The 24,884-nt window shown below is 73.4% G+C and carries 25 protein-coding genes; 15 read left to right on the top strand and 10 right to left on the bottom strand.

Going from position 1 to position 24,884, the window contains the following annotated elements:
* Positions 1-11: 11 nt before the first annotated feature.
* Positions 12-1,043: a class II fructose-bisphosphatase gene (glpX, locus tag ACH4TG_RS31035; protein ID WP_398245914.1), complete on the bottom strand. Its 1,032-nt coding sequence runs from the start codon at positions 1,041-1,043 to the stop codon at positions 12-14.
* Between the two features lie 171 nt (positions 1,044-1,214).
* Here glpX and ACH4TG_RS31030 point away from each other — a divergent pair, with 171 nt between their 5' ends.
* Positions 1,215-1,754 carry a DUF4245 domain-containing protein gene (locus tag ACH4TG_RS31030; RefSeq protein WP_398245913.1) on the top strand — a complete coding sequence of 180 codons (540 nt, stop codon included), beginning with the start codon at positions 1,215-1,217 and terminating at the stop codon, positions 1,752-1,754.
* Between the two features lie 31 nt (positions 1,755-1,785).
* Here ACH4TG_RS31030 and ACH4TG_RS31025 read toward each other — a convergent pair whose 3' ends face one another.
* From ACH4TG_RS31025 to xseA, 3 genes are all read right to left on the bottom strand, one after another.
* Positions 1,786-2,379: a malonic semialdehyde reductase gene (locus tag ACH4TG_RS31025; protein WP_398245912.1), complete on the bottom strand. Its 594-nt coding sequence runs from the start codon at positions 2,377-2,379 to the stop codon at positions 1,786-1,788.
* 186 nt (positions 2,380-2,565) lie between these two features.
* The gene (locus tag ACH4TG_RS31020; RefSeq protein WP_398245911.1) at positions 2,566-2,856 is read right to left on the bottom strand and encodes an exodeoxyribonuclease VII small subunit; all 291 of its coding nucleotides are present in this window, start codon (positions 2,854-2,856) and stop codon (positions 2,566-2,568) included.
* Positions 2,857-2,944: 88 nt separating this feature from the next.
* The gene (xseA, locus tag ACH4TG_RS31015) at positions 2,945-4,153 is read right to left on the bottom strand and encodes an exodeoxyribonuclease VII large subunit (RefSeq protein ID WP_398245910.1); all 1,209 of its coding nucleotides are present in this window, start codon (positions 4,151-4,153) and stop codon (positions 2,945-2,947) included.
* Between the two features lie 67 nt (positions 4,154-4,220).
* Between xseA and ACH4TG_RS31010 the strand changes: the two genes are divergently transcribed.
* Both ACH4TG_RS31010 and ppgK read left to right on the top strand, forming a co-directional pair.
* Complete coding sequence (locus ACH4TG_RS31010) at positions 4,221-5,210, top strand: 4-hydroxy-3-methylbut-2-enyl diphosphate reductase (RefSeq protein WP_398245909.1); 990 nt, start codon at positions 4,221-4,223, stop codon at positions 5,208-5,210.
* Positions 5,211-5,384: 174 nt separating this feature from the next.
* Positions 5,385-6,122, top strand: a complete 738-nt coding sequence (gene ppgK, locus ACH4TG_RS31005; RefSeq protein ID WP_398245908.1) for a polyphosphate--glucose phosphotransferase — start codon at positions 5,385-5,387, stop codon at positions 6,120-6,122.
* On the opposite strand, the gene ACH4TG_RS31000 is transcribed toward ppgK, so the two are convergent.
* Positions 6,043-6,594, bottom strand: a complete 552-nt coding sequence (locus tag ACH4TG_RS31000) for a DUF6542 domain-containing protein (protein ID WP_398245907.1) — start codon at positions 6,592-6,594, stop codon at positions 6,043-6,045. The two genes, ppgK and ACH4TG_RS31000, sit on opposite strands and share 80 nt — an antisense overlap.
* A gap of 170 nt (positions 6,595-6,764) precedes the next feature.
* Here ACH4TG_RS31000 and ychF point away from each other — a divergent pair, with 170 nt between their 5' ends.
* Positions 6,765-7,853 carry a redox-regulated ATPase YchF gene (gene ychF / locus ACH4TG_RS30995; RefSeq protein ID WP_398245906.1) on the top strand — a complete coding sequence of 363 codons (1,089 nt, stop codon included), beginning with the start codon at positions 6,765-6,767 and terminating at the stop codon, positions 7,851-7,853.
* 232 nt (positions 7,854-8,085) lie between these two features.
* Positions 8,086-9,504 (top strand): ATP-binding protein, encoded by a 1,419-nt coding sequence (locus ACH4TG_RS30990; RefSeq protein ID WP_398245905.1) that lies wholly within the window; start codon positions 8,086-8,088, stop codon positions 9,502-9,504.
* A 221-nt stretch (positions 9,505-9,725) separates the two neighbouring features.
* Here ACH4TG_RS30990 and ACH4TG_RS30985 read toward each other — a convergent pair whose 3' ends face one another.
* Entirely contained in the window at positions 9,726-10,016 is a 291-nt protein-coding gene (locus tag ACH4TG_RS30985; RefSeq protein WP_398245904.1) for a hypothetical protein, read from the bottom strand.
* Between the two features lie 222 nt (positions 10,017-10,238).
* On the opposite strand from ACH4TG_RS30985, the gene ACH4TG_RS30980 reads away from it, so the two are divergent.
* The 4 genes from ACH4TG_RS30980 to ACH4TG_RS30965 all read left to right on the top strand — a co-directional run bounded on the left by ACH4TG_RS30980 (position 10,239) and on the right by ACH4TG_RS30965 (position 13,886).
* Entirely contained in the window at positions 10,239-10,418 is a 180-nt protein-coding gene (locus ACH4TG_RS30980) for a hypothetical protein (RefSeq protein WP_398245903.1), read from the top strand.
* On the top strand, positions 10,415-11,386 hold the full coding sequence (locus tag ACH4TG_RS30975) for a HesA/MoeB/ThiF family protein (protein ID WP_398245902.1): 972 nt from the start codon (positions 10,415-10,417) through the stop codon (positions 11,384-11,386). The genes ACH4TG_RS30980 and ACH4TG_RS30975 overlap by 4 nt, the downstream gene beginning before the upstream one ends.
* Before the next feature lie 165 nt (positions 11,387-11,551).
* Positions 11,552-12,865, top strand: a complete 1,314-nt coding sequence (locus ACH4TG_RS30970) for a hypothetical protein (protein WP_398245901.1) — start codon at positions 11,552-11,554, stop codon at positions 12,863-12,865.
* A 58-nt stretch (positions 12,866-12,923) separates the two neighbouring features.
* On the top strand, positions 12,924-13,886 hold the full coding sequence (locus ACH4TG_RS30965) for a teichoic acid biosynthesis protein C (protein ID WP_398245900.1): 963 nt from the start codon (positions 12,924-12,926) through the stop codon (positions 13,884-13,886).
* A 38-nt stretch (positions 13,887-13,924) separates the two neighbouring features.
* Here the strand turns inward: ACH4TG_RS30965 and ACH4TG_RS30960 are convergent, their stop codons facing one another.
* Positions 13,925-14,455: a MarR family winged helix-turn-helix transcriptional regulator gene (locus ACH4TG_RS30960; RefSeq protein WP_398245899.1), complete on the bottom strand. Its 531-nt coding sequence runs from the start codon at positions 14,453-14,455 to the stop codon at positions 13,925-13,927.
* A gap of 52 nt (positions 14,456-14,507) precedes the next feature.
* Between ACH4TG_RS30960 and ACH4TG_RS30955 the strand changes: the two genes are divergently transcribed.
* Positions 14,508-15,467 (top strand): EamA family transporter, encoded by a 960-nt coding sequence (locus ACH4TG_RS30955; RefSeq protein ID WP_398245936.1) that lies wholly within the window; start codon positions 14,508-14,510, stop codon positions 15,465-15,467.
* Positions 15,468-15,793: 326 nt separating this feature from the next.
* On the opposite strand, the gene ACH4TG_RS30950 is transcribed toward ACH4TG_RS30955, so the two are convergent.
* Positions 15,794-16,477 (bottom strand): class I SAM-dependent methyltransferase, encoded by a 684-nt coding sequence (locus ACH4TG_RS30950; protein WP_398245898.1) that lies wholly within the window; start codon positions 16,475-16,477, stop codon positions 15,794-15,796.
* 158 nt (positions 16,478-16,635) lie between these two features.
* Between ACH4TG_RS30950 and ACH4TG_RS30945 the strand changes: the two genes are divergently transcribed.
* Together ACH4TG_RS30945 and ACH4TG_RS30940 are read left to right on the top strand one after the other, a co-directional pair.
* On the top strand, positions 16,636-17,175 hold the full coding sequence (locus ACH4TG_RS30945) for a hypothetical protein (RefSeq protein ID WP_398245897.1): 540 nt from the start codon (positions 16,636-16,638) through the stop codon (positions 17,173-17,175).
* 56 nt (positions 17,176-17,231) lie between these two features.
* A complete protein-coding gene (locus tag ACH4TG_RS30940) occupies positions 17,232-19,550 on the top strand; it encodes a bifunctional polysaccharide deacetylase/glycosyltransferase family 2 protein (protein WP_398245896.1) in 2,319 nt (772 codons plus the stop codon).
* A gap of 138 nt (positions 19,551-19,688) precedes the next feature.
* On the opposite strand, the gene ACH4TG_RS30935 is transcribed toward ACH4TG_RS30940, so the two are convergent.
* Positions 19,689-20,885: a hypothetical protein gene (locus ACH4TG_RS30935; RefSeq protein ID WP_398245895.1), complete on the bottom strand. Its 1,197-nt coding sequence runs from the start codon at positions 20,883-20,885 to the stop codon at positions 19,689-19,691.
* A 353-nt stretch (positions 20,886-21,238) separates the two neighbouring features.
* Between ACH4TG_RS30935 and ACH4TG_RS30930 the strand changes: the two genes are divergently transcribed.
* Both ACH4TG_RS30930 and ACH4TG_RS30925 read left to right on the top strand, forming a co-directional pair.
* A complete protein-coding gene (locus ACH4TG_RS30930; protein ID WP_398245935.1) occupies positions 21,239-21,559 on the top strand; it encodes a hypothetical protein in 321 nt (106 codons plus the stop codon).
* 104 nt (positions 21,560-21,663) lie between these two features.
* Positions 21,664-22,155 (top strand): hypothetical protein, encoded by a 492-nt coding sequence (locus ACH4TG_RS30925; protein WP_398245894.1) that lies wholly within the window; start codon positions 21,664-21,666, stop codon positions 22,153-22,155.
* A 114-nt stretch (positions 22,156-22,269) separates the two neighbouring features.
* Here ACH4TG_RS30925 and ACH4TG_RS30920 read toward each other — a convergent pair whose 3' ends face one another.
* Positions 22,270-23,544: a sialidase family protein gene (locus ACH4TG_RS30920; protein WP_398245893.1), complete on the bottom strand. Its 1,275-nt coding sequence runs from the start codon at positions 23,542-23,544 to the stop codon at positions 22,270-22,272.
* A 443-nt stretch (positions 23,545-23,987) separates the two neighbouring features.
* On the opposite strand from ACH4TG_RS30920, the gene ACH4TG_RS30915 reads away from it, so the two are divergent.
* Entirely contained in the window at positions 23,988-24,827 is an 840-nt protein-coding gene (locus ACH4TG_RS30915; protein ID WP_398245892.1) for a hypothetical protein, read from the top strand.
* Positions 24,828-24,884 lie beyond the last annotated feature (57 nt).

The following is a 24,884-nucleotide window of genomic DNA, read 5'->3' as shown; positions in this document are numbered from 1 at the left end:
CCGGTGCGTGCTCAGCGTGCCCGGTCGAAGTCGATCGCGCTGTACGCGCGCAGCTTCGACAGCCGGTGCACCGAGTCGATCTGCCGGATGGTGCCCGACTTGGAACGCATCACCAGGGACGAGGTGGTGGCGGTCTCCGCGCGGTAGCGCACCCCGCGCAGCAGCTCGCCGTCGGTGATCCCGGTGGCGACGAAGAACACGTTGTCGCCGCTGACCAGGTCGCCGGTGTGCAGCACCCGGTTCAGGTCGTGCCCGGCGTCCAGCGCCTTGCGCCGCTCGGCGTCGTCCTTGGGCCACAGCCGGCCCTGGATCGTGCCGCCCAGGCAGGCGATCGCGCAGGCCGCGATGATGCCCTCGGGGGTGCCGCCGATCCCCATCAGCATGTCCACGCCGGTCCCCTCGCGGACCGCCATGATCGCGCCGGCCACGTCGCCGTCGGAGATGAACTTGATCCGGGCGCCGGCCTCGCGGATCTCGTTGACCAGGTCGTCGTGGCGCGGCCGGTCCAGGACCACCACGGTGACGTCCTCCGGGGCGCTGCCCTTGGCCTTGGCGACGCGGCGGATGTTCACCGACGCGGGTGCGGTGATGTCGACGAACTCCGCCGCTTCCGGCCCGACCACCAGCTTGTCCATGTAGAACACCGCCGACGGGTCGTACATCGTGCCGCGGTCGGCCACCGCCAGCACGGACACCGCGTTCGGCATGCCCTTGGCGGTGAGCGTGGTGCCGTCCACCGGGTCCACGGCGACGTCGCACTCCGCGCCGGTCCCGTCACCGATCCGCTCCCCGTTGAAGAGCATCGGCGCCTCGTCCTTCTCGCCTTCACCGATCACGACGACGCCGTTCATCGAGACGGTGTGCACCAGGGTCCGCATCGCCTTGACCGCGGCGCCGTCCGCGCCGTTCTTGTCGCCCCGGCCGACCCACCGTCCGGCCGCCATGGCGGCGGCCTCGGTCACCCGCACCAGCTCAAGCGCCAGGTTGCGGTCGGGGGCCTCCGGGCTCACTTCGAGTTGCGGGGGCAAGTGCTGCTCGGTCATCACAGCGCACCTTTCTGTACGAGGACGGCCGGAAATGAGGGTGCTGCGACCCTATCGGGTGCCCGCCAATATGAGCAGGGGGCATGTCACATGAGCGCCATGGTGACTCCGACGGCGCGCTGCCGCCACCCGGCGGTCGGGGCGCGGGAGGACATGGGGGACGATAGGGGCGTGGCAGCAGACAAGCGCGGCAGCAAGACGGTGCGGGACCTCCTGCTCTCCCTGGTGGTCCTGGGCTTCGTCGTCTTCGTCATCTACATCTTCATCCCGCACGACTCGCAGGCCGACCCGGTCAAGGTCGTCCCGTTCTCGGTCGAGCTGGGGCAGGCGCGGCGCGACGCCCCCTATCCAGTCGCGGGTCCCGAGGGGCTCGGCGCGGACTGGCGGTCGACCTCGGTCACCTACGACGCCGCGGACCCGAAGAACGTCACCTGGCACATCGGCTTCGTCGACCCCGACCAGCAGTACGTGGCGGTCGAGCAGAGCAACGGCGCCTCCGACGCCTTCGTCGCCTCGGTGACGCTGAACTCGCACCGCGACGGCACCCGCACGGTCACCGCCGGCGGCCACACCTGGGAGCGCTGGACCGGCGGCCGCTACACCGCGCTGGTGCTCAAGGACCCGAAGGTCACCACGGTCGTGCTCGGTACCGCGCAGGACGCCCAGCTCAAGCAGATGGCCGCCGCGCTGCAGGAGCGCGGCGGCCACTGAGACCCGGTGCCCCCTCAGGGGCGGGGCGGCGTCAGACGGTGGTGACGACCTCGTCGTAGGACAGGCGCGGGGAGCGCGGGAACCAGGCGTCCTCGCCCGGCCTGCCGATGTTGACCACGGCCAGCACCGAGTGCTCGCCGTCGGCGAAGAACTCCTTGTTGATGCCCTCGGCGTCGAAGCCGGTCATCGGGCCGGCGGCCAGGCCCGCGGCGCGGATGCCGATGATGAAGTAGCCGACCTGCAGCGCGCCGTTGAGGGCCGCGGACTGCTCGCGGACCGGGCGCTCGCTGAAGAACAGGTCCTTGGCCTGCGGGAAGTGCGGGAGCTGCGACGGCAGCTCCTCGTGGAACTCGTTGTCGGTGGCGAGGATCGCGACCAGCGGGGCGGCGGAGGTCTTGGGGCGGTTGCCCTCGGCCATGTGCTGCACCAGGCGCTCGCGGCCCTCGGCGGTGCGCACCAGCACCACGCGCAGCGGCTGCTGGTTGAAGGCGGTGGGGGCGTACTTCACCAGGTCGTAGATCGCCTGCACCTGCTCGTCGGTCACCGGCTCGTCGGTGAAGGTGTTCGCCGTGCGGGCTTCACGGAACAGCAGGTCCTGCGCGGCGGAGTCGAGGACGAGGGTCATGGGGGGTCCTGGCCTTTCGGTGTGCGGTGCTGGGGGCACTTACACGCGGACCAACCTATGTGAGAGTTCAATCATTCCAGATTCAACTGTGAGCTGGAGCACATGCCCGTGTAGGGCACATCTATATGGGCGGACCGAGGCCAGGATCGGATCCGGCATCGCGGCCGGGGCAGGGCCCGGCCGGGCTCAGCGCTCCCTGGGCGGCTCGGTGCGGCCCGCGGCCGCCTCCTCGGCGTCCACCGCGGCCTGCTCGGCCTCGCCGGCGGCCAGCTCCTCCGCCTCCTCCGCGGCCAGCGCGGCGTCCAGCCGGGCGCGCGCCCCCTCCAGCCAGCGACGGCAGACCTTCGCGAGCTCCTCGCCGCGCTCCCACAGGGCGAGCGACTCCTCCAGGGTGGCGCCGCCCGCCTCCAGACGCCGCACGACCTCCACGAGTTCGTCCCGCGCCTGCTCGTACCCCAACGTGCCGTCTGCTGCCATGGCTGCACCCTACGACGTCCCTGTGACGGCCCCCCTCAGCCCGCGCGTCCAGGCCGTCGGAGGTGTTCCGGGCAGGACGCCCAGGCGCTCAGGGCGTGACGCGCACCGCGAACTCGCCCTCGGCGACCCGCGCCCGCAACTGCTCGCCCTCGGCCACCTCGTCCGGGTCGCGGACGGCCGTGCCGTCCTCCCGCTGGAGCACCGCGTACCCGCGCCGCAGCGTCGCCGCCGGGGACAGGGCCACCACCCGGGCCAGGGTGTGCGACAGATCGCCGTCCGCCCGGTCCAGCGCGTGCCGCAGGGCGCGGCGTGCCCGGTCGACGCGGTCGGCGACCTCCTCGGCCCGCTCGTCGACCATCCGGTACGGCGCGGCCATCGACGGCCGGCTCAGCGCGGCGGACAGCCCGCGCTCCTCCCGGTCCAGCAGCCCGCGGATCACCCGCAGCGCGCGGTCCCGCACCTGCTGGACCCGGGCCAGCTCCTCCCGCACGTCCGGCACCACGCGCTTCGCCGCGTCCGTCGGCGTCGAGGCACGCAGGTCGGCCACCAGGTCGAGCAGCGGGGTGTCGGGCTCGTGCCCGATCGCCGACACCACCGGCGTCCGGCAGTCCGAGACCGTCCGCACCAGCCGCTCGTCGGAGAACGGCAGCAGGTCCTCCACGCTGCCGCCGCCGCGCGCCACGATGATCACGTCCACCTCGGGATGCGCGTCCAGCGCCTGCACCGCGTCGATGATCCGCGGCACCGCGCTCGCGCCCTGCACCGGCACGTTGCGCACCTCGAAGCGCACCGCGGGCCAGCGCAGCCGGGCGTTCTCCCGCACGTCCCGCTCGGCGGCCGAGGCCCGGCCGGTGACCAGGCCGATCAGCTGCGGCAGGAACGGCACCGCCTTCTTGCGGTCCAGCGCGAACAGCCCCTCGGCGGCCAGCGTCCGCTTCAGCTGCTCCAGCCGGGCCAGCAGCTCGCCCATCCCGACCGGCCGGATCTCCGACGCGCGCAGCGACAGCGTGCCGCGCGGCCCGTACCACTCGGGCCGGGCGTGCAGCACGACCCGCGCGCCCTCCCCGACCACGTCCGCGACCTGCTCGAACACCCCGCGGAAACACGTCACCGGGATCGAGATGTCGTGCGAGGGGTCGCGCAGCGTCAGGAACACCACCCCCGCGCCGGGGCGCCGCGACAGCTGGGTGATCTGGCCCTCGACCCAGACCGCGCCGAGCCGTTCGATCCACCCGCCGATCAGGCGCGACACCTCACCGACCGGGATCGGCGTCTCCGCCGAGGTGTTCAGAGCCATGACCGCACCCTAATGCGCCCCGCCGACACCCCGGCGGTGCCGGGGCGGGCCCCCGTACGATGGGCGCATGACCTCTGACTCCAGCCGCCGCGTCCTCCTGGCCGCCCCCCGCGGGTACTGCGCGGGCGTGGACCGCGCCGTCATCACCGTAGAGAAGGCGCTCGAGCAGTACGGCGCCCCGGTCTACGTGCGCAAGCAGATCGTGCACAACAAGTACGTCGTCCAGACCCTGGAGAAGAAGGGCGCGATCTTCGTCGACGAGACGGAGGAGGTGCCGGAGAACGCCATCGTGATCTTCTCCGCGCACGGCGTGGCCCCCGTCGTCCACGAGGAGGCCGCCGAGCGCAGCCTCGCGTCCATCGACGCCACCTGCCCGCTGGTCACCAAGGTCCACAAGGAAGCCCGCCGGTTCGCCGACTCCGACTACGACATCCTCCTCATCGGCCACGAGGGCCACGAGGAGGTCATCGGCACCATGGGCGAGGCCCCGGAGCGGATGCACCTGGTCGACGGCCCGGAGGACGCCGCGCACGTCCAGGTCCGCGACGAGTCCAAGGTGGTCTGGCTGTCCCAGACCACGCTCTCGGTCGACGAGACGATGGAGACCGTGGACGCGCTCAAGGAGCGCTTCCCCCAGCTGCTCTCGCCGCCCAGCGACGACATCTGCTACGCCACCCAGAACCGCCAGGTCGCCGTCAAGCAGATCGCCGCCGAGGCCGACCTGGTCATCGTGGTGGGCTCGCGCAACTCGTCGAACTCCATCCGCCTCGTCGAGGTGGCGCTGCAGGCCGGCGCCGGCGCCTCGTACCTGGTGGACTTCGCCGAGGAGTGCGACGACGCCTGGCTGGAGGGCGTGGCCACCGTCGGCGTCACCTCGGGCGCCTCCGTCCCGGAGATCCTGGTCGACGGCGTGCTGGAGTGGCTGGCCGCACGCGGCTACGCCGACGTCCAGGTGGTCACCTCCGCCCAGGAGTCCATCCAGTTCTCGCTGCCCAAGGAGCTGCGCCGCGACCTGCGTGCGGAGATCGAGCAGAAGGCCGGCAGCGCCGCGAAATAGCAGTGGTGGCGGGTGGCGGGGAGAAGGGGGCGCGCAGCGCTTCGAAATAAGGGTGGTGGCGGGTGGCGGGGAGAAGGGGGCGCGCAGCGCTTCGAAATAAGGGTGGTGGCGGGTGGCGGGCGGGTGGGTATCCGCCAAGAGGTGACGTTTTCGGAGCACCCTAACGTGGAGGCCATGAACGTGTTCGGTGTGGACATCGGAGGTACGGGCATCAAGGGCGCTCCGGTCGACCTCGACCGGGGCGAGTTGTCGGACGAGCGGTTCAAGGTCCCGACCCCGCATCCGGCGACCCCGGAGGCGGTGGTCGAGGGCGTTCACGAGGTCGTCTCGCACTTCGGCCACACCGGCCCGCTGGGTGTGACCTTCCCCGGCGTGGTGGTGGACGGCACCACCAGGACCGCGGCCAACGTCGACAAGGGCTGGGTCGGCGTCGACGCGCGCAAGCTGCTCAGCGAGCGGCTCGGCCAGCCCGTGGTGGTGCTCAACGACGCGGACGCGGCCGGTGTCGCCGAGATGACCTTCGGCGCGGGCCGCGGCCGCGGCGGCGTGGTCCTCATGCTCACTCTCGGCACCGGCATCGGCAGCGCCCTGTTCGTCGACGGCCGGCTGGTGCCCAACACCGAGCTGGGCCACCTGGAACTGCACGGGCACGACGCGGAGAAGCGCGCCTCGGTCAAGGCCCGCGAGGACGAGGAGCTGAGCTGGGAGCACTGGGCGCACCGGCTGAAGAAGTACCTCGCCCACGTGGAGATGCTGTTCTCGCCGAGCCTGTTCGTGATCGGCGGCGGGGTGAGCCGCAAGTCGGAGAAGTTCCTGCCGTACATCGACGGGATCAGCGCCGAGATCGTCCCCGCTGAGCTGCAGAACTCCGCGGGGATCGTCGGCGCCGCGATGGCTGCCGCAAAGCTCTGACCCCGGCGATCAGCGCGGCCAGCACGGTGCCGGCGTACAGCCAGCCGGTCAGCGTGGCCAGCCCGGTGAACACCCCGATCAGGTGCCCGACCATTCCGCCGCCGCCGCTGTCGCCGGTCAGCGTGATCGCGACGGCGAACGCGATGGGCGCGGCCACCGGCGCGGCCACCAGGTCGTAGGGCCGCACGTACAGCGCGCCGATGACGCTGGCCGCCACGAAGACCAGCCCGAACAGCACCCCGGGGCCGTCGAACAGGAACGAGTCGACGGCCCCGCCCAGCACGGTCACCACCGTGGTGAGCAGTCCGGTGCCCAGGCCGGTCAGCCGCGGGCGGGGACGCTGGACGGCGCGCAGCCTGCGCAGGACGGCGGGGATCGGACGGCCGGTGCGCGGCGGGGGATGGTAGACCCCCGCGGCGGCTTCGCCGCTGGGCGCAGGCTCCGTGCCTGTGCGCGCAGTGTGTTGCTCCACCTACGTACAGTAGGCATGGCGGCCGGATGATCGCATGGCGGGACACGCGGTTTCCCTCGCGTGGGGGCGGTGTTCGACAGGCGGCCGGGAGAGCCGGGCGCGGACCGTAGACTGGTCGGCGTCCCCGTCGCACCTTCTCGCTGTCCACGGCCTTAACGGAAGTCGCCAACGTGTCGCTCACCATCGGAATCGTCGGCCTGCCGAACGTCGGCAAGTCGACGCTCTTCAACGCCCTGACCAAGAACGACGTCCTGGCGGCCAACTACCCATTCGCCACCATCGAGCCGAACGTCGGCGTGGTCGGCGTCCCCGACTCCCGGCTCACCAGGCTCGCCGAGATCTTCTCCTCGGCGCGGGTGCTGCCCGCCACCGTCGACTTCGTGGACATCGCCGGCATCGTCCGCGGCGCCTCCGAGGGCGAGGGCCTGGGCAACAAGTTCCTCGCGAACATCCGCGAGTCCGACGCGATCTGCCAGGTCATCCGGGCCTTCCGGGACGAGAACGTGGTCCACGTGGACGGCAAGGTGTCGCCCAAGGACGACATCGAGACGATCAACACCGAGCTGATCCTCGCCGACCTGCAGACCATCGAGAAGGTCCTGCCGCGGCTCCAGAAGGAGTCCCGGATCAAGAAGGACGTCGCCCCGAAGGTCGCGGCGGTCGAGGAGGCCCAGGCGATCCTGGAGCGCGGCGACACCCTCTTCTCGCAGGGCATCGTCCAGGGCACCGAGCGCAACGCCCTGCTGCACGACCTGCACCTGCTCACCACCAAGCCCTTCCTCTACGTCTTCAACGTGGACGAGGAGGAGCTGACCGACGAGGAGTTCAAGGCCGAGCAGCGCGCGCTGGTCGCCCCGGCCGAGGCCATCTTCCTCAACGCCAAGCTGGAGGCGGACCTCGCGGAGCTGGACGAGGCCGACGCCCTCGAACTCCTGGAGTCGGTCGGCGCCACCGAGCCGGGCCTGGCCACCCTCGCCCGCGTCGGCTTCGAGACCCTGGGCCTGCAGACCTATCTGACCGCCGGCCCCAAGGAGTCCCGCGCCTGGACCATCAAGCGCGGCGCCACCGCCCCCGAGGCCGCCGGTGTCATCCACACCGACTTCCAGAAGGGCTTCATCAAGGCCGAGGTCATCTCCTTCGACGACCTCGTCGCCACCGGCTCCGTCGCCGAGGCCCGCGCCAAGGGCAAGGCCCGCATGGAGGGCAAGGAGTACGTCATGCAGGACGGCGACGTGGTGGAGTTCCGCTTCAACGTGTGACCCTGCGCTCGGCAGCGGCCTGACCTGCACAAGAAGCGATTTGTGCTGCCCTGTGGTCCGCAGCGGTCCGCAGAATCTCGGATCCGCCTGGCGTCTTGGGTGCGGACCGTTGCGCAGTGAGGCTGCCTGCACTGCTACCGGCTGCGAGTGCGCGATGGGCGCCCTATGTTGCTAACGTGAATGTTACTGACATGTCTGTTAGTGGCATGCGCTGCGGTGCGGAGGACTGTCCATGGTGGATTTCGTCGGTCGCCGGCATGAGCTGGCCACGCTGGCGCGCGAGCTGCAGAAGGTCGCCGCGGGGGTCGGGGGTGAACGGCCGGGTCGGTGTGTGATGTTGCGCGGGCGGCGGCGAGTAGGAAAGTCGCGGCTGGTCGAGCAGTTCGTGGAGCGCTCCGGAGCGCCGTTCTTGTTCTACGCGGCGACGGGTTCGTCTCCCGGGGATGATGTGGCACGGTTGGCCCGGGACGCCCAGGCGTCGACGCTGCCCATGGCGCACCTGGTAGCCGCCGCGCGGCCTGAGAACTGGGATGCGGCGTTCGATGTGCTGGCCGCGGTGCTGCCCGCCGACCGGGCGAGCGTGCTCGTCATCGACGAGGTGCCCTACCTGATGGATGCCGACGGCGCCTTCGAGGGGATGCTGCAACGAGCATGGGACAGGGCTCTGGAGGCAAAACCGGTGCTGCTGGTCCTCATCGGCTCGGATCTGTCGATGATGGAGGCGCTGAACAGCTACGGTCGGCCCTTCCACCAGCGCGGCCGCGAGATGGTGCTCGGGCCGCTGAACCCCGCCGACGTGGGACGGATGCTGGGGCTGGATCCGGCGCAGGCCTTCGACGCGGCGTTGGTCACCGGTGGGCTGCCGCTGATCTGTGCGGAATGGCCGCGGGGCGTGGGGCTGTGGGACTTCCTCGCCGAGGAGCTGGATGATCCGGTCTCGGCGCTGCTGGTGTCAGCCGAGCGCTCGCTGGCCGCGGAGTTCCCCCCGCAGGCCCAAGCCCGTGCGGTGCTGACGGCGATCGGCAGTGGCGAGCGGACTTTCACCAACATCGCCCGCGCGGCCGGCGGAATCGGGGCCACGCCGCTGCAGCGAGCACTGGAGTCGCTTACGGACAAGCGGATCGTCGCCGCAGAGCTGCCCGTTTCGCTGAGGCCGTCGAAGGATCGCCGCTACCGGGTGACCGATCCCTACCTGCGGTTCTGGTTGTACCTGCTCGGCCCGTACATGGGGGAGATCGAGCGCGGGCGGGGCGATCTGACCTTGGCGCGGATCCGGGAGAGCTGGACGAGCTGGCGCGGCCGGGCCGTTGAGCCGCTCATCCGCGAGGCGCTTGGCCGGATCCTGCCCGACGACCGGCTGCCCGCGGCTCCAGCGATGGGGGGCTACTGGACCCGTACCAATGACGTCGAGATCGACATCGTCGGGGCGGACCGTGCCCCCATCGCCAAGGAGCTGCTCTTCGTCGGCTCCATAAAGTGGCTGGAGCAGTCGCCCTTCGACCGGCACGACCTGGCGGCTCTTCACCGACACCGGGCCGCCCTCACCGACGAACCGGTTCCGGTCGTAGCGGTCTCGCGCGGCGGAGTCGCCTGTCCGGGGCTCGATGCCGCCTACGGTCCGGAGGACTTGCTGACCGCCTGGCCGCTGTGAGCGGCGAATTGCAGGCGAGGCAAGACCGGCGGCACGGACGACCGCGATAGAGCAGTCCGCAAACTGTCCGCAGGACACTCGAACGCAACCGGCGAACGCCAACGCCTGCCAACACCGGAATGCCTGGTCAAAGCCATGATCGGCGCTCCGCCGCAGGTCAGGTCCGGCCCGGATACGTTCCGCTTCAACGTCTAGCGGTATCACCGTGTGGCGGGCGCCCGTCAGCCGGAGGGCGAGGGCGAAGGGGTGCCGCTGCCGGTGCCGGGGTCCGGGGCCGGGACGAGGTAGCGCGAGATGTCGTCCGCCTCGGTGCTCGTCGGCGTGGGGGTGGGATCCGACGGGTACGCGAACGGGCCCGCGTGGTTGTGCATGAGCAGCAGCATGACTCCCGCGAAGACGACCGTGATGACGATCAGGGCGAGGCCGATGGGGTTGCGCGGGTTGTACTCGTAGCGGTTCGTGCCCAACGGGCTCCGCTTGAACACCGGTTCGTCGTCGTCGAGGTAGGGCACCCCTCGACCCTAAGCGGCCGCGCACGGCACGGGAAGGCGGGCAGGACGCGGTGGCGTCCGCTCCCCGGATGCGGTGCGGCTACCGATGCGTAACGTGGAAGGGGAGAGCGGGCCCGCCGCTCGGGTCGGCCGGTCGTGGGCGTCCCCGGGGAGGCGGGCCGGACGCGGCGACCCTGGGGCTTTCGCGCCGGCGGCGCGGGACCCGGGAGGAGAGGTGTCCTGATGGGTGCAGCACCGCAGACCGTGCAGAAGGCGGAACTGTCGCCGCAGGAGGCACACGACGCCGAGCGCCAGTGGTTCCTCGACGCCGACACCGGGGAGCTGAAACCGGACGGGCACGACGACGTCGAACCGGAGGACCAGCCGAAGGCGGTCCGCGTGGCCCGCTGGATCTTTGATTGACCGAGCGGCGGGCCGACGCCCGGTGGCCCGAGGAGCGCGTCTGGGCGCGGCACGGCCGGCGCACCGGTTCGGCCCTCATCATCGGCGCGGGCGCGGTGGGCGGTTTCCTCGCCGAGGAACTGGCCAGGATCGGGTTCAGCCCCCTGCTGCTGGTGGACCCCGACACCCTCGCGGTGGAGAACCTGGTCCGCCACCCGCTGGGTGCCCAGGCCGTGGGGCAGCCGAAGGCCACGGGCCTGGCGGAGAAGATCCGGCGTGACTTCCCGCCCTGCCACGCCACCGGCCTGCAACGCGACTTCCTCGAGATGTCCGAGGCCGAGCAGCGGGCGCTGCTGCTGTCGGCCGACGTGGTGGTGGCCGCCACCGACTCCATCGCGTGCCAGCGGCACGTCAACCGCGTCGCGCTCGCGGTCGGCGCCCCCGCGGTGTACCCGGCGGTCTGGGTCGACCACCGGATCCGCGACGCCGAGGTCGGCGAGATCCTCTGGGTGCTGCCGGGCGGGCGCACGCCGTGCTACGAGTGCGCGGCGGCGTTCCGGCAGTCGGCGTCCGACGCCCAGGCCGCCCGCGGCGCCCGGGTGGACATCCAGCTCGTCGTGCTGGCCACGGCCCAGATCGTGTCCGCGCTGGCGCACCCCGAGGACGAGCGCTCGGTGAGCCTGGACCCGGACAGCAACGCCGTCTACCTCCACGGCCTCGCCCCCACCTCGCCCGCCGTCCGCGACGCGTTCCCCACCTCGGGCCTGAGCAGCCGCACCGTCCGGGTCTCGTTCCCCGCGCAGCCCTGCCCCGCCTGTCACGGCCAGCGCCACACGCTCTCACCCGGCGCGCTGCGGGCCCTTGAGGCGGGGCTCCCGTACGACGGCGAGCCCGAGGCCGAGCGGCCGCCGCTCACCGTGTTCGCGGTGATCGCCCTGATCGTCGTGGCGTTCTTCGTCGCGTCCATCATCCACACCGCGCACGGCTGACCGCCCGTACCGCAACCCGGCCGGCAGGCCGAGGGCGACACCGTTCCGGCCGCGACGCCCGAAGTGCGCGGTTCCCGGCTTCTGTCTATATTTCCGGTGAATCCGCCGGTCGCTGCCCGCTGGGCGCCCGCCCGGCGTGTCGGTACGAGACAGCGTGAGGGCACGGTGAGCACACCGAGCAGCGCGCCCAGCGGTGGGCGGCTGACAGAGCGCGGCCGGCCGCGGCGCCGCCAGGCGTCCGAGGGCACGGGCGGGTCCGTCCTGAGGTCGCTGCGGGCGGCCCGCCCCGCGCTGCTGCTCTTCCTCGCCTCGCGGCTCGTCATGCTGGTCACCCTGGTCGTGCTCAACGGCGGCCACCCCGTCCATGTGCTGCAGCGCCTGGCCGTCCACTGGGATGGCGGCTGGTACCTGGACGTGGCCCGCCACGGCTACGACCACACCCTCGCCGCCACGCACGCGCACGGGCACCTCCACTTCCCCAACACGGCCTTCTTCCCGCTGTATCCGGCACTGATCCGGATCACCCACGCGGTGCTGGGCGGCCTCGTCCCGTGGGGGGCGTGCGGGCTGCTGGTCGCGGGCTGCAGCGCGCTGGCCGCCGTGTGGGGCATCCATGCCGCGACGGCCCACCGGTACGGCCCCCGGATCGGGACGCTGACGGCCGTGCTGTGGGGGATCGGGCCGGCGGCCGTCGTGCAGACCGCCGGCTACAGCGAGTCCACGTTCACCGCGCTCGCGGCCTGGGCGCTGCACGCCACCTTGAGGAGGCGCTGGCTGTGGGCGGGCGCCCTGTCGGTGCTGGCGGGACTGACCCGGCCGACGGGTATCGCACTCGCCCTGGCCGTGATGGTCCCGGCCGTCCTGGAGATCCGCGACCGGCTGCGCGCGCCGCGCGCCGAGCGCCCCGACCGCGGCGAACGTCCGCCGGACCGCCGCGGCCGCACAAGAAGCGCACCACCCGCCCGGCCCGCCGGCCTGTTGCGGCCGGCGGCCGCCGTGGTCCTCGCCCCGCTCGGCTGGCTCGGATTTGTGGTCTGGACGGCCTGGCGCCTCCATCGCTGGAACGCCTACTTCCGCGTCCAGGACGAATGGCACTCGCGCTTCGACTTCGGCCACTCCACGTTTCTGCGCTTCAAGACGCTGTTCACCCGCGGTGCCCCGGTCCACCTCTACGTGCCGGTCGTCGCCGCCGTCCTGGCGGCGGCGGTGGTGCTGCTGGTCGTCGCCGTGCTGCAGCGGCAGCCGCTGCCCTTCCTGATCTTCAGCTTCGTGACGGTCGTGATCGCGCTCGGCGACGCGGCGTACTTCGCGGCGCGCGCCCGCTTCCTGCTGCCGGCCTTCCCCCTGCTGATGCCGGTCGCGACGATGCTCGCCCGCCTGCGCAACCACGCCACTCTGGTCCCGCTGCTCGCCTCGGCCGCCCTGGCCTCCGCCGCGTACGGCACCTATCTGATGCTGTACTCGTCCGCCGCGCCCTGACACACCGGGCGGACCCGGCGTCTAGCGGGGCCCCGGCGCGCGGTGCCAGGATGACAAAATGTTGAATCCACTCTCCCGTCGTGCGGCGTTAAGGATGACCGGTGCCGGCCTGCTCGGGCTCGGCGCGACCGTCGTACTGCCCGGCTCGCCGGCGTCGGCCAGCGTCCCGACCGCCCAGCGGTTCGACCTGTCGCAACCGTCGTACGAGCGGTTCCGCAGTGTCTCGCTGCACGAGACGCACCACGCGATGCAGGGCATGGCCTACGACAACGTCAACCGGCGCCTGTACATCGCGCAGATCCAGAACGGCAGCGACGGCGACGACCTGTGCATCAACCAGCTGACCATCGAGGGCGTGCTGACCGGCCACATGCACGTCAGCAACGCCGGGCACGGGGTGTCGATCGGCGTGGAGCCGGTCGGCACCTCGTCCTACATCTGGATGGAGTGCGACTCCGACGCGCACAGCGACGCCGGCCGCGGCACCGCGCTCGCCCGGTTCAAGTTCGTCAACGGGGCGGCCCCGTCGTCGGTGAAGAAGTTCCTCACCGGCAGCAGGACGATCACCTGCGCGACCGACCCGGTCAACAAGCGGCTGCTGGTCCGGCGCAGCGAGAGCGGCAGCATGCACTACAGCCTGTTCTCGCTCGCCGACGCGGCCGCCGGCCGGTTCACCAGCCCGCTGGCGCACTTCGCGCAGCCAGCCCTGGGCAGCGGCTCGGTGACCTTCCAGGGCTACACGTTCCTCGGCAACATCCTCTACACCCTGGACGGCACCGGGCACGAGGACCCCGCGGCCATCAACTCCTATGTCACGGCCATCGACATGAACACCGGAAAGGTCGTGCAGCGCTCCCTCACCAAGGCCGGCAAGACGCTGTTCTTCCGCGAGCCCGAGGGGATGATGGTCTACAAGACCGTCAACGGGAACCCGCGCCTGTGCTTCGGGTTCGCCTCCCGGCCCAGCATGTCGAGCCTGAGCCGCTACGCGAGCGTGTACTACAAGGACGTGCTGATCTGACGTCCCCGGCCCGGCGGCGCCCCGCCCGCGGGTGCGGGTCAGGCGCCGCCGCGAGCGGGCGGGCCCTCCATGCGGGAGAGCCAAGCGGTGAGCAGCGCCTCGAGTGACGCGGCCTCGGCGGGCGTCAGCGCGTCCAGCAGCCGGCGCTCGTTGCGCATGTGGTCGGTGAACGCCCGGTCGATCAGCTCGCGTCCGGGTGCGGTGAGGGCGACGATCCGGCCGCGCTGGTCGTCGTCGGACCGGCGGCGGGTGACGAGTCCGGCCCGCTCCAGGCGGTCGATCCGCTTCGTCATCGCGCCGGTGGTGACCATGGTGTGCGCGGCGAGCTCGCCGGGGGCCCGTTCGTACGGCTCGCCGGCCCGCCGCAGCGCGCACAGGACGTCGAACTCGCCCTCGCCGAGGCCGTAGTGGCCGTAGACGAGGCACAGCTCCTCGGTGAGCCGGCCGGCCAGCCGGTGCAGCCGGCCGATCACTCCTTGCGGGGCGACGTCGACGTCGGGGCGCTCGCGGCGCCAGTCGGCCTGGATGCGGGCCACGCGGTCCGGGGACTCACCATGCTCCTGTGCCATGCCCGCCAATATAACTTCTCGGGAAGCTATATTCGCTTCCATGGAAGCGAATATGCGCCTGGTGGCCCTGACCGCGGTCGCGCCGGTGGCCTGGGGGACCAACTACTACGTCACGCACGCGTTCCTGCCGGCCGACCGCCCGCTCTACGGAGCCGCCCTGCGGGCACTGCCCGCCGGCCTCGTCCTGCTCGCCCTGCGCAGGCAGCGCCCGCGCGGCGCGTGGTGGTGGCGGTCCGCGGTGCTCGGGCTGATCAACATGAGCGTGTTCTTCGTCCTCGTCTACGCCGCCTCCCAGTTGCTGCCGACGAGCGTCGCCTCGACCGTCATGGCGGTGTCACCGCTGACGATGATGCTCATCGCGTGGCCGCTGGTGTCCGAACGGCCCCGGGCCGCCCACCTGGCCGGCGCCGCGATCGGGCTCGGCGGGGTGTGCCTGATGCTGCTCACCGGGGTGGACGGGGTGAGCGCGCGGGGCGTCCTCGCCTCGGCCGCCGCCATGCTCGTGTCGTCCTTCGGGCACATCCTGGCCAAACGGTGGGGCGCCGGTGCCGACGTGCTCGCCTCGACCGCGTGGCAGCTCATGGCCGGGGGCCTGTTCCTGCTCCCGGTCGCCGCGGCCGTGGAGGGCCCGCCGCCCGCGCTCTCCGCGCCGACGCTCCTCGCCTTCGGCTACGTCAGCGTGGTCGCCACCGCGCTCGCCTTCGCCGCATGGTTCAACGGGCTGCGGCACCTGCCCGCGGGAACGGTCGGCCTGATCGGACTGCTCAACCCGGTGACCGGCGTGCTGCTCGGCCTCGTGGCCGCCGGAGAGGTGCTGACCGGCCGCCAACTGTGCGGCCTGGCAATGGTCCTGGCCGGAGTCGTCCTGGGCCGGCCCCGGCGCACGACCGGCCGCGCCGCCGACACGCCACCTCCGCACGGGAGTCCGGCGACCGTCCCCCGCGATCGCCTTCCCGGCGACACGCCCCGGAAGGACCGGCGATGCGGGCAGACCGCCGGCCCGGACCTGTAGGCGACGTGCCGAAGTCCCCCCGCCGCCAGGCGCCTTGCACCGTCAGCCGGTGAACTCGACCACCGGTCGCCCACATCGGCACTCACGGGAGGTCCCGGACGAGAGCCCGCTTCGACCGGCGGTTCGGCCTACCGTTGCGTTTCGCGCCGAGGTCGTACGTGCGCCGGCCCAGCAGCAGCGCGCCCATCCCCTCGGCCTGGTCGAAGAACTGCCCGCCGGCCTCCTCGTCCGGAACGCCTCCGGAACGTTTCCGGAGCGCCCGTGGAGCGTTCGGCGAACGCTCTCGTCCTGGAGGCGGCCCGGCGGACCCGGACTCGTCGGTGGCCTCAGCCGGCGCCGGCGGGCGGCTCCGCGACGCCGATGTAGTTCCCGCCCAGGGCGCGGATGCCGACCGACCACCCCCGCGCGGTGAGGTCGCCGGCGAGGGTCCGAGGATCGTGGAACACCTTCACGATGCGGTACCGGCTCCCGTCGTCGAGCCGGCGCAGCGCCGACGGGACCGGCTGGTCCGCGAGCACCTCCTCGTACGCGGCCGCGCCGGGACCGTCGTCGACGAAGACCGCCCGGCCGCCCGGCCGGAGTGCGGCGGCGACCGTGTCCCAGAAGGCGGGCAGCCGCGCGGGCGGCACATGGGACAGCCAGAAGGCGAAGAACACGGTGTCGTAGCGGCATGGCGGCTGCCACGCGAACAGGTCGGCCTCGACGAACCGGACGGCGTGGGGCGCGGTGCGCGCCCGGGCGAGCGCCAGCACTTCGGCCGAGGCGTCGACGGCCGTCACCGAGCGCGCCCGTCCCGCCAGCTTCGCCGTCCACTGGCCCGTTCCGCAGGCCAGCTCCAGCACGTCCCCGGCGATCGGGAGGCCGTCGGCCGCGGCCAGCAGGTCCTGCAGGTTCCGGTACCGCGCGTAGGGCCGGTCGTACTGGGCGGCGCCGTCCCGGTAGTACGCCCGCTGCTCGGCCAGGAGGGCGTCGTCGTCCCTGCGGGTGCTGCCCCTGCGAGTGCTGTCCATGCGGGTTCCCCTTATCCATGGGCCTGTTGCCGCAGAACACCCTCGTCCTTCCCCTTCGGGCAAGGTCAAGGGCCGTGCGGCGAGCCCGCGTCAGGGTGAAACGCCCGTTATCTGTGGACCGTCGCCAACGCGGCGCCGGTCTTGTAAGGTGCGCCGCTGTGCAAAACCAGACGGTGCCGCCACCCTCCGGCGCGGGTCGTGCACCCGGGGCGACCGAGCAGGGGCCGGGGCACTCCCGCGCGGCCGACCGGCCGGTCTTCGTCGACCCCTCGGGGCGGCGGCAGCGCCGGGTCAGGCGGCTCGGCCGCCTCCTGGCGATCCCCGCGGCGGCCTATGTCGCGCTGCTGCTGAGCACGGCCCTGGGCGGCCCCTCGGTGAACTCGCCGTACCTGCCGCTGCCGGCCGCGGGCGACCACCGCACCGGGCCGGCCGGGCCGGGAGCCGGCGACCGCACCCCCGCGACGTCGCCGAAGGGCTCCTCGCCGGCGGCCGGTTCGCACGCGGCACGGCCCACGGCGGGCAGCGGGACCGGGGGAGCGTCGCCGCGTCCGTCCGCTGCCGGGACCGCCTCCCCCTCGGCGCACCCGACGGCGAAGGGCTCCGCGAAGCCGTCCGCGACGGCCGTGCCGACCGTCACCCACGGCAAGAGCCAGGTGACGCACCCGGCCCCCACGCACACCGGGCGCGGCCACGGATGAGACCGCGACAGGAAGCGCCGTCCGGGCGCCGCGGCGGCCGCGGCCGCCGCGGAGTGGTGCCCAACGCACCACTGCGCACCCACTGGCTGCTGCTGACCGTCCTGGTCCTCACCCTGGCCGGGACACTCCTCATCCAGGGCTACACGCAGCACATGTTCGGCGTCGGCGACGACGCCGCGGGATCCGGCCAGGGCCCGGCGGACCGCGTGCCGGCCGCCGTCGCCCACGGCGGCCCGGTGATCGACACGGCCGTCACTCCCACCCGCACCGCCCGCCCGGGACCGCACACCATCGCCCTCACCTTCGACGACGGTCCCGATCCCCGCTGGACCCCGCAGATCCTCGCCGTGCTGCGCCGACACCACGTGCACGCCACGTTCTTCGTGGTCGGCACCGAGGTCGCCGCCCACCCCGCGCTGGCGCGGCAGATCCTCGCCGACGGCAACCAGATCGGCATCCACACCTTCACCCACGCCAACCTCGGCACGATCCCCGCCTGGCAGCGCTCGCTGGAGCTGCGCGAGGCGCAACTGGCCCTGGCCGGCGCCACCGGGCAGACCAGTTCCCTGCTGCGCCCCCCGTACTCCTCCGTCAACGACGCCCTGTCCGACCGCGACTGGGACGCCGTCGAGACGGCCGGGAAGCACGGCTACCTGACCGTGCTGACCACGCTGGACAGCGAGGACTGGCAGCGCCCGGGCGTCGGCGCGATCGTCGCGAACGCCACCCCGCACGGCAGCGCGGGCCAGATCCTCCTGATGCACGACGGCGGCGGCGACCGCGCGCAGACCGTCGCCGCCCTCGACCGGCTGCTGCCGCAGCTCACCGCGCGCGGCTACCGGTTCGCCACCGTCTCGGACGCCGTCGGCGTCGCGCGGGTCGTGCGCCCGGCCGGCGCCGCCGACCACCGGCTCGGGCTCGCCCTGATCGGCACCCTCGACGCCAGCGGATGGGTCCTGCGGATCCTGGGCGGGCTGCTGCTCGCCGCCGGCGTGCTCGCGGTGCTGCGCGCCGCCGCCGTGGTGGTCGCCGCACGCCGGCACTTCCGGCGCCGCGGCAGGGCATGGGGGCCGCCCGTCGTCGAGCCGGTCAGCGTGATCGTCCCGGCCTTCAACGAGAGCGCCGGGATCGAGGCCGCGGTCCGCTCGCTGCTGGCCTCCGACCATCCGGTCGAGGTCATCGTGGTCGACGACGGTTCCACCGACGGCACCGCCGACCTGGTCGAGTCGCTGCGCCTGCCGTACGTGCGGGTGATCCGGCAGGCCAACGCGGGCAAGCCCGCCGCGCTCAACACCGGCATCGCGGCGGCGTCGTTCGAGCTGCTGGTCATGGTCGACGGCGACACCGTCTTCGAGCCGGACGCGGTGCGCGCGCTGGTGCAGCCGTTCGCCGACCCGCGGGTCGGGGCCGTGTCCGGCAACGCCAAGGTCGCCAACCGCCGCGGGCTGCTCGGCCGCTGGCAGCACATCGAGTACGTCGTCGGCTTCAACCTCGACCGGCGGCTGTTCGACCTCGGGCAGTGCATGCCGACCGTGCCCGGCGCGGTGGGTGCCTTCCGGCGCGGCGCGCTGCTGCGGGTCGGCGGCGTCAGCGACGAGACGCTCGCCGAGGACACCGACCTGACCATGGCGCTGTGCCGGGACGGCTGGCGCGTCGTCTACGAGGGGGGCGCGGTCGCCTGGACCGAGGCCCCGGCCTCGCTCGGCGCCCTGTGGCGGCAGCGCTACCGCTGGTGCTACGGCACGCTGCAGGCGATGTGGAAGCACCGCCGCGCGGTGGCCGCCACCGGGCAGGCCGGCAAACTGGGCCGCCGCGGCCTGCTGTACCTGCTGCTCTTCCAGGTCCTGCTACCGCTGGTCGCCCCGGTCGTCGACGTCTTCGCGGTGTACGGCCTGGTCTTCCTCGACCCGGTGCGGATCGTCGGCCTCTGGCTGGGCTTCCTGCTGCTCCAGGCGGTGATCAGCGCCTACGCCTTCCGGCTGGACGGCGAGCGCACCGGGCCGCTGTGGACGCTGCCGCTCCAGCAGTTCCTCTACCGGCAGTTGATGTACCTGGTCGTCATCCAGTCCGTGGCGACCGCGCTGGCCGGCACCCGGCTCCGCTGGCAGCGCATGGAGCGCTACGGCAGCCTCACCGTGCCGCCGGGGCCCGCCGGGCCCGCACCGTATGTCCCGTCGAACGGTCCCGCGCCGTACGTCCCGCCCGCCGGGCCGGCCCCCCACCAGGACCTGTCGGACAGCTGGCTGGACGAGGTGCGGGGCGCGGCGGGCACCGGCGACGTCACGTATCTGCGCAGCGGCCACACCCCGGGCCTGTACGGGGGCGACCACGAGGGACCGGGCCCGTACGGGCCCGGTCCCGGCGGCGGGGTCTGACCGCGCCGCAGGCCGGCGCGCCGGAGCCCGGCCACGCCCCCGGCCGGTGGGCCGGAGGCGGAGCCGGTGGCCGTGTCCGGTGCGTCGCGCCCCGGACGCGGGTGGTGTCGGGGCGCGCGCCCGGCCGGGCGGGGCGTGTCACGGACGGGTGAGCACGTTCAGCGTGTTGGAGGCGTCGTCCACGAAGTAGACCCGGTCGGGGCAGGTGGCCACGGCGAGTCCGAACAGGGCGCCGGCTCCGGGCGGGGTGCCGCTGGAGTCGAGGGTGCGTACGGCGACCTGGGCCCCGCGGGGCGTGGTCTCCACGATGTTCCCGTCGCCGCTGTTGACGGTGAGGATGTTCCCGTTGGGGGCGATGGCCAGGCCGAGCGGCCCGTTGAGGTTGTCGTCCGTCGTCACGACCTTGCCGGTGCCGGCGCTGGTGCGCCGGTCCAGCGCGTTCGGGATCGCGGTGATCCGGTTCTCCACGGTGTCGGCCACGTACAGCGTCCGGCCCCGCAGCCCCACGCCCGTCGGCCCGATGACCAGGGCGGCCGGGTCGGTCTTCTGGGCGAAGCCCGAGCCGATCGTGGTGGTGGCGACCCTGACCGGCGGCTTGTCGCCGCGCAGTTTGAGGCTGATGCGCAGGACCGTGCCCTGGTTCACGACGGCGCCGCCGCCGGCGACGGTGCCGTTGAGGACGTTGGTGACGAACAGGTCGGAGCGGTTGCCGCGGCTCGTCGCGGTCATGTCCCAGGGGCCGTTGATCCCCTTGCCGCTGAACGTCTCACGGACCTTGCCGCGGTTGTCCAGGACGATCAGGCAGCCGGCCTTCGCCGTGGCGGAGGTGCCGTCGGCGGTGGGGAGGCTGCCCACCACCACCCAGCCGCCCGGCAGGACGGACAGCGCGGTGGTCAGCCCGACGCCGCCAGGGCACGCCCCGGGCAGGCGCCGCGGGTTGATCTTCGCGAAGAGGCTGGCTTTCCCCTTGGGGCTGACCTGCACCAGGGTGGTCCCGGTGCCCTGCAGGTTCTTGCGGTTGTTGAAGTTGCTCACCAGCACGTTGCCCTGGTGCAGCCGGCCCTCGCTCTTGTCGATCACGAAGGTGCCGTACGGGTTCACGTCCTTGTTGCGGGGAACGGTCGAGGCGACGGTGCTGACGGTGTGCAGGGGCCCGAGGAACGGCTTGCCGCTCTTTTCGCCCTTGTCGCCCTTGTCGCTCTTGCTGTTCCCGCCGTGCCCGCCGTGCCCGCCGGGCCCGCCGGCGGGCATGGCGGAAGCGGCCTGGCCTGCCACCAGCAGCGCGGCGGCCGCGGTGACCGCCACGACTGCCGTACGTGGGACTTGAAGCCTCATGGGTTCTCTTTCTCTGCTCGGCGCCGGCGGGCCGCCGCGGCCTCACCGGCACCTGACGGGGTGACAGGCAGTTGCCAGCCATCGACCACGTAAGCCCGGCCCGCAAGACGACGCCCGCCGGGCAGGGCCACCAGCGCGACCGTTGTCGGCCGTCAGCGTGTGAACGCGATCCGCCCCGCGTGTCGAACGCCTTCCGCCGCCCGCGGCTGTCCTCGACCGGGGCACCGGTCCGCCGGGTGGCGGAGGCCGCTCCACTGAGCTGCGGGAATAGCGCTTTGAGGTCCCCGGGGCGCCGCCGTAGGGTCGGTGGCATGTCTCTCCGCGCCCACATGCGCCAGGCCCTGCGGGACGCGATGCGCGCCCGCGACAAGGTCGCGGTCAGCGCCCTGCGCTCGGCCCTCGCCACGCTGGACAACGCCGAGGCCGTGCCCGTGGACGAGTCCGCGCTGCGCGGCGTGGCCCTCGAGCAGTCCCCGGTCGGAGCCGGTGCCACCGAAGCGGCAAGGCGCGAGCTGGGCGAGGACGAGGTGACGGCGGTCGTACGCGCCGAGGCCGACGAACGCCTGGACGCCGCAGCCCAGTTGACGGCCCCCGCGCACGCCGACCACGCCACCCGCCTCCGCGCCGAGGCCGCCGTCCTCCTGTCCCTCCTCGACGCTCCCGGCCCCGCCTAGGGACGTGCGGATGTTCCGCCGTCCGGGCAGGTTCTTCCCGCATGTTCCCTTCGGCGGCCTCCGCCCCCTAGCGTCTGCTCCGACGACGACTCAGGGGAGGGACGATGCGCGCCGCGTACACGACCGCGTGGGGCCTGGCGGTCCTCGCCGGCGCCGTGGGCTGCACCTCGGCCGGGCATCCGGCTCCGGCGGCCGCTGCCACCACCGCCACCGCACCGGCGGCCGCGGCGCGGCCCGCGGCCTCGGCCGCGCCGGTTGAGGCGGACCCCGGGCGGCCGCTGTCGCTGCCCGAGCGCCAGAAGGCCCTCGTCCGGGTCCAGGGCGGGCGCGGGTCCGAGCGGGTGGCCGACGTCACGCGGATCCGGCGCGGGACGCTGGGCGTTGCGGTGGCGTGCGACGGCCCGGGTGCCGTGGTCGTGCATCTGGGCGCCGTCGCCGACGTCACCGCCGAGTGCGGGGCCGGCCCCGGCGTCTACGACGAGATCGCCCTCGACGGCGCCAAGGCGCGGGTCGCCGTCTCGGTGACGGCTGCCGTGGCGAACGAGTGGGCCCTCACGGTCGGGTGGACCCCGGCCGTCGCCAAGCCCCGCAGCTGAGGGGCGCGTTGAGGACGCCCGTACCCCAGACACCCGCGTTCCGCGCAGGGCGTGCGTGTGGCCGGGGGCGAACGGCTACGCCCCCGGCCACACATGGGATAACTAAGCCTTACCTTACCTGAGTGCGGGCGGGCTGGCGACGCCCGGGAGGCGGGCGGTGAAGAGGTGGGGGCGGCCGGTGCGGGTGTCGGTCCACGCCGGATGGAAGGCATGGTCGGGGGAGGCGGCGAGGCCCTGGTAGTTGCCGAGCCAGCGGGTGTCGCCGGTGCCGACGGCCCGGCGCGGGTCGAAGGCGTGCGTGGTGACGCGCAACGGCGGCCCGAAGGACGGGGGTTCGCAGCAGCCGGCCGGCACGGGGGCGGAGACGTGCAGCAGGACGTCCATGCGCAGGGTGGCGACGGAGAGGGCGTAGACGCAGATCGCGATGCGGCGGTCCGCGGCGACGGCCACCTGGGGCTGCAGGTGGACGGCGTCGCTGCCCGCGGCCACGGTGAGCGGTGAACTCCACGCCGGGGTACGGCTCGTGGGGCCGCCGGAGGTGGCGAGCAGCAGCCGGGAGACGCCGGTCGCCTCGTCGAACGCGGTGAGTGCCGCGCAGACCAGGCCGCCGCCTGGGGCCGCGGCGAGCGCCGGGCCGCTCTTGGCGGTGACGTCTCCCAGACCCGGCGCCATCGCGGGCACCTCGGCCACCGTGCCGGGCGCGGTGAACGTCTCGCCGCCGTCGGCCGACGCGACGGCCCGCAGGGCCACGCCGCCGCCTGGGGAGCGGGTCAGGTAGGCGACGGTGAGCGAGCCGTCCGGCCCCGCGGCCGCGACGGGCGCGATGGCCCGCGCTCCGGCGTCCGCGTCGAGCCTGCGCGGCGGTTCGAAGCTGCGGCCGCCGTCGAAGGAGCGGGTGAGGACCACCCCGTCGTCACCGGTGCCGTACCGGCCCGCGGCCAGGTGGAGGCAGGCGTGCGACGCGCCGCAGCCCGCGCCGATCGCGAGGCTCGGGTGGTCGGCCAGGCCGGGGCCGCCGGCGACCGCGGTGACGGGCGGGTGGAAGCGGCGCCCGCCGTCGTCGGTGCGCCACAGCAGGACGTCACCGCGGCGCGGCCGCCCCCGGCCGGCCACCACGCAGCACACGTAGCCGCGGCCGCGGCCGTCGAAGGCCACCGTCGGGTTGCCGTCGAAGTCCGGTACCAGGCCCGGCAGCAGGCCGTGTCCCCGCCAGGTGGTCCCGCCGTCGAACGACGCGTAGGCCGCCACCCCGACGGTCCGCCCGGCGTCCGGCCCCGGGAACACCCGGCACGCGGCCAGGAGGTTGCGCGGGTCCGCCGGGTTGACGGCGATCGCCGGTTCGATGTGGGCGGCGAACGTGCCGTCCGTGATCCGCACGTTGCTCGGCATGCCGCCTCCCGCGCCGGGCCGTCCGGCTCGCGCGCCGGGTCCACCTCCGATGGTGCGCGCGGCGTGGCGCCGTGTCGTCAGCCTGGGGTATGCCGTTCGCCTCCGGACCGCCCTCCGTCCGCGTCGGGTTCGAGCGGGGCCGCGCCGACCGAACGGTCCTGCCCGTCGCCGGACTTGGCCAGGGATCAGGCGGTGAGCCAGCCCTTGAGGGGTCGCCTGGACGCCGGCCTGGAAGCGGGTCTCCACGTTCAGCATCCGCATCGGGCGGGTGATGCGCCGGCGGACCGTGTGGACGTGCACGCCCAGGCGGCGGGCGATCGCCTCGTCCTTCAGGCCGGACACGAGCATGGTCGGCAACTCCCGTTCCTTCCTCCCACCTACGATGAGGGGCGCGGAGCGCGAGGCTGCGGGGGTGCGAGGCCCCAGGGCGTGGAGGGGGCGGCGTGATCACGGAGCCGGAGATCGACCCGGGGGAGCCCGGGACCGGAGCGGGCGAGGGCGGCGCGGGCGACGGTGGCGTGGGCGACCGGACCCAGGACGCGCGGGAACTGCTGAGCGGAGGCGAACGGGCCTGGCGCGAGGCCGCGAGCGGACCCGGCGCGGGCCGGCGGGCGCCGTGGATCTGGGCGCTCGGCGGGTTCGCGGCGGCGGCCGCCCTGGCCGCGGGCGCGCTCCAGGTCACCGGGTACGGCCGGACGCCGGCACCCGACCTGCACGGCTACCGCCTCGCCTCCGACCTGTGCACCTCGCTGCACCTTCAGCCGCTCGTCGACGCGATCGGCGCCCCGGGCATGACGGCGGTCCCGCAGCCCACCCGCCGCGGAGCCACCATCGACCACACCTCGTGCCAGTTGGCCGGCTCGGTCTCGCACGGGGACGGCTGGTCGACGGACTACACGGTCGAGGTCACGGTCGACCTGCACAAGAAGCACGACCCGCGGCCGGAGTTCGAGGACGCGGTACGCGACGAGGCCGCCTCCCCGGCGCCCGGCGCGTCCCTCCTCCCCGTCCCCCCGCCCGGCGAGGCCACGGTCGTCACCGCCTACCCCGGCCTCGGCGACCGCGCCTACCTCGCCGGCAGCCGCACCCGCCAGGCCCTCGGTGTCGTCCACGGCGGCGCCGTCCTCTCGCTCAGCGTCCAGGCCGCCAACACCTTCACCGTCGCGGGCAGCGCCCCCCTCGCCTCGGCCACCACGACCCTCCCCGGGCCCACCGACACCACCTCCCTCCGCCCGGCCCTTCCCGCCTCCATGCGCCTCCTGATGACCGCCCTCACCCACTGACGGCCCTCTCACCGAGGCCCGGCGGCCCGGCGGCCCCGCGGCCGACGGGCGGGGAGA

This window comes from Streptomyces sp. NPDC020917, assembly GCF_044333795.1.
Lineage (GTDB): Bacteria > Actinomycetota > Actinomycetes > Streptomycetales > Streptomycetaceae > Actinacidiphila.
The sequence above is the reverse complement of the archived record's forward strand: the minus strand, read 5'-3'. Positions and strand labels throughout refer to the sequence as shown.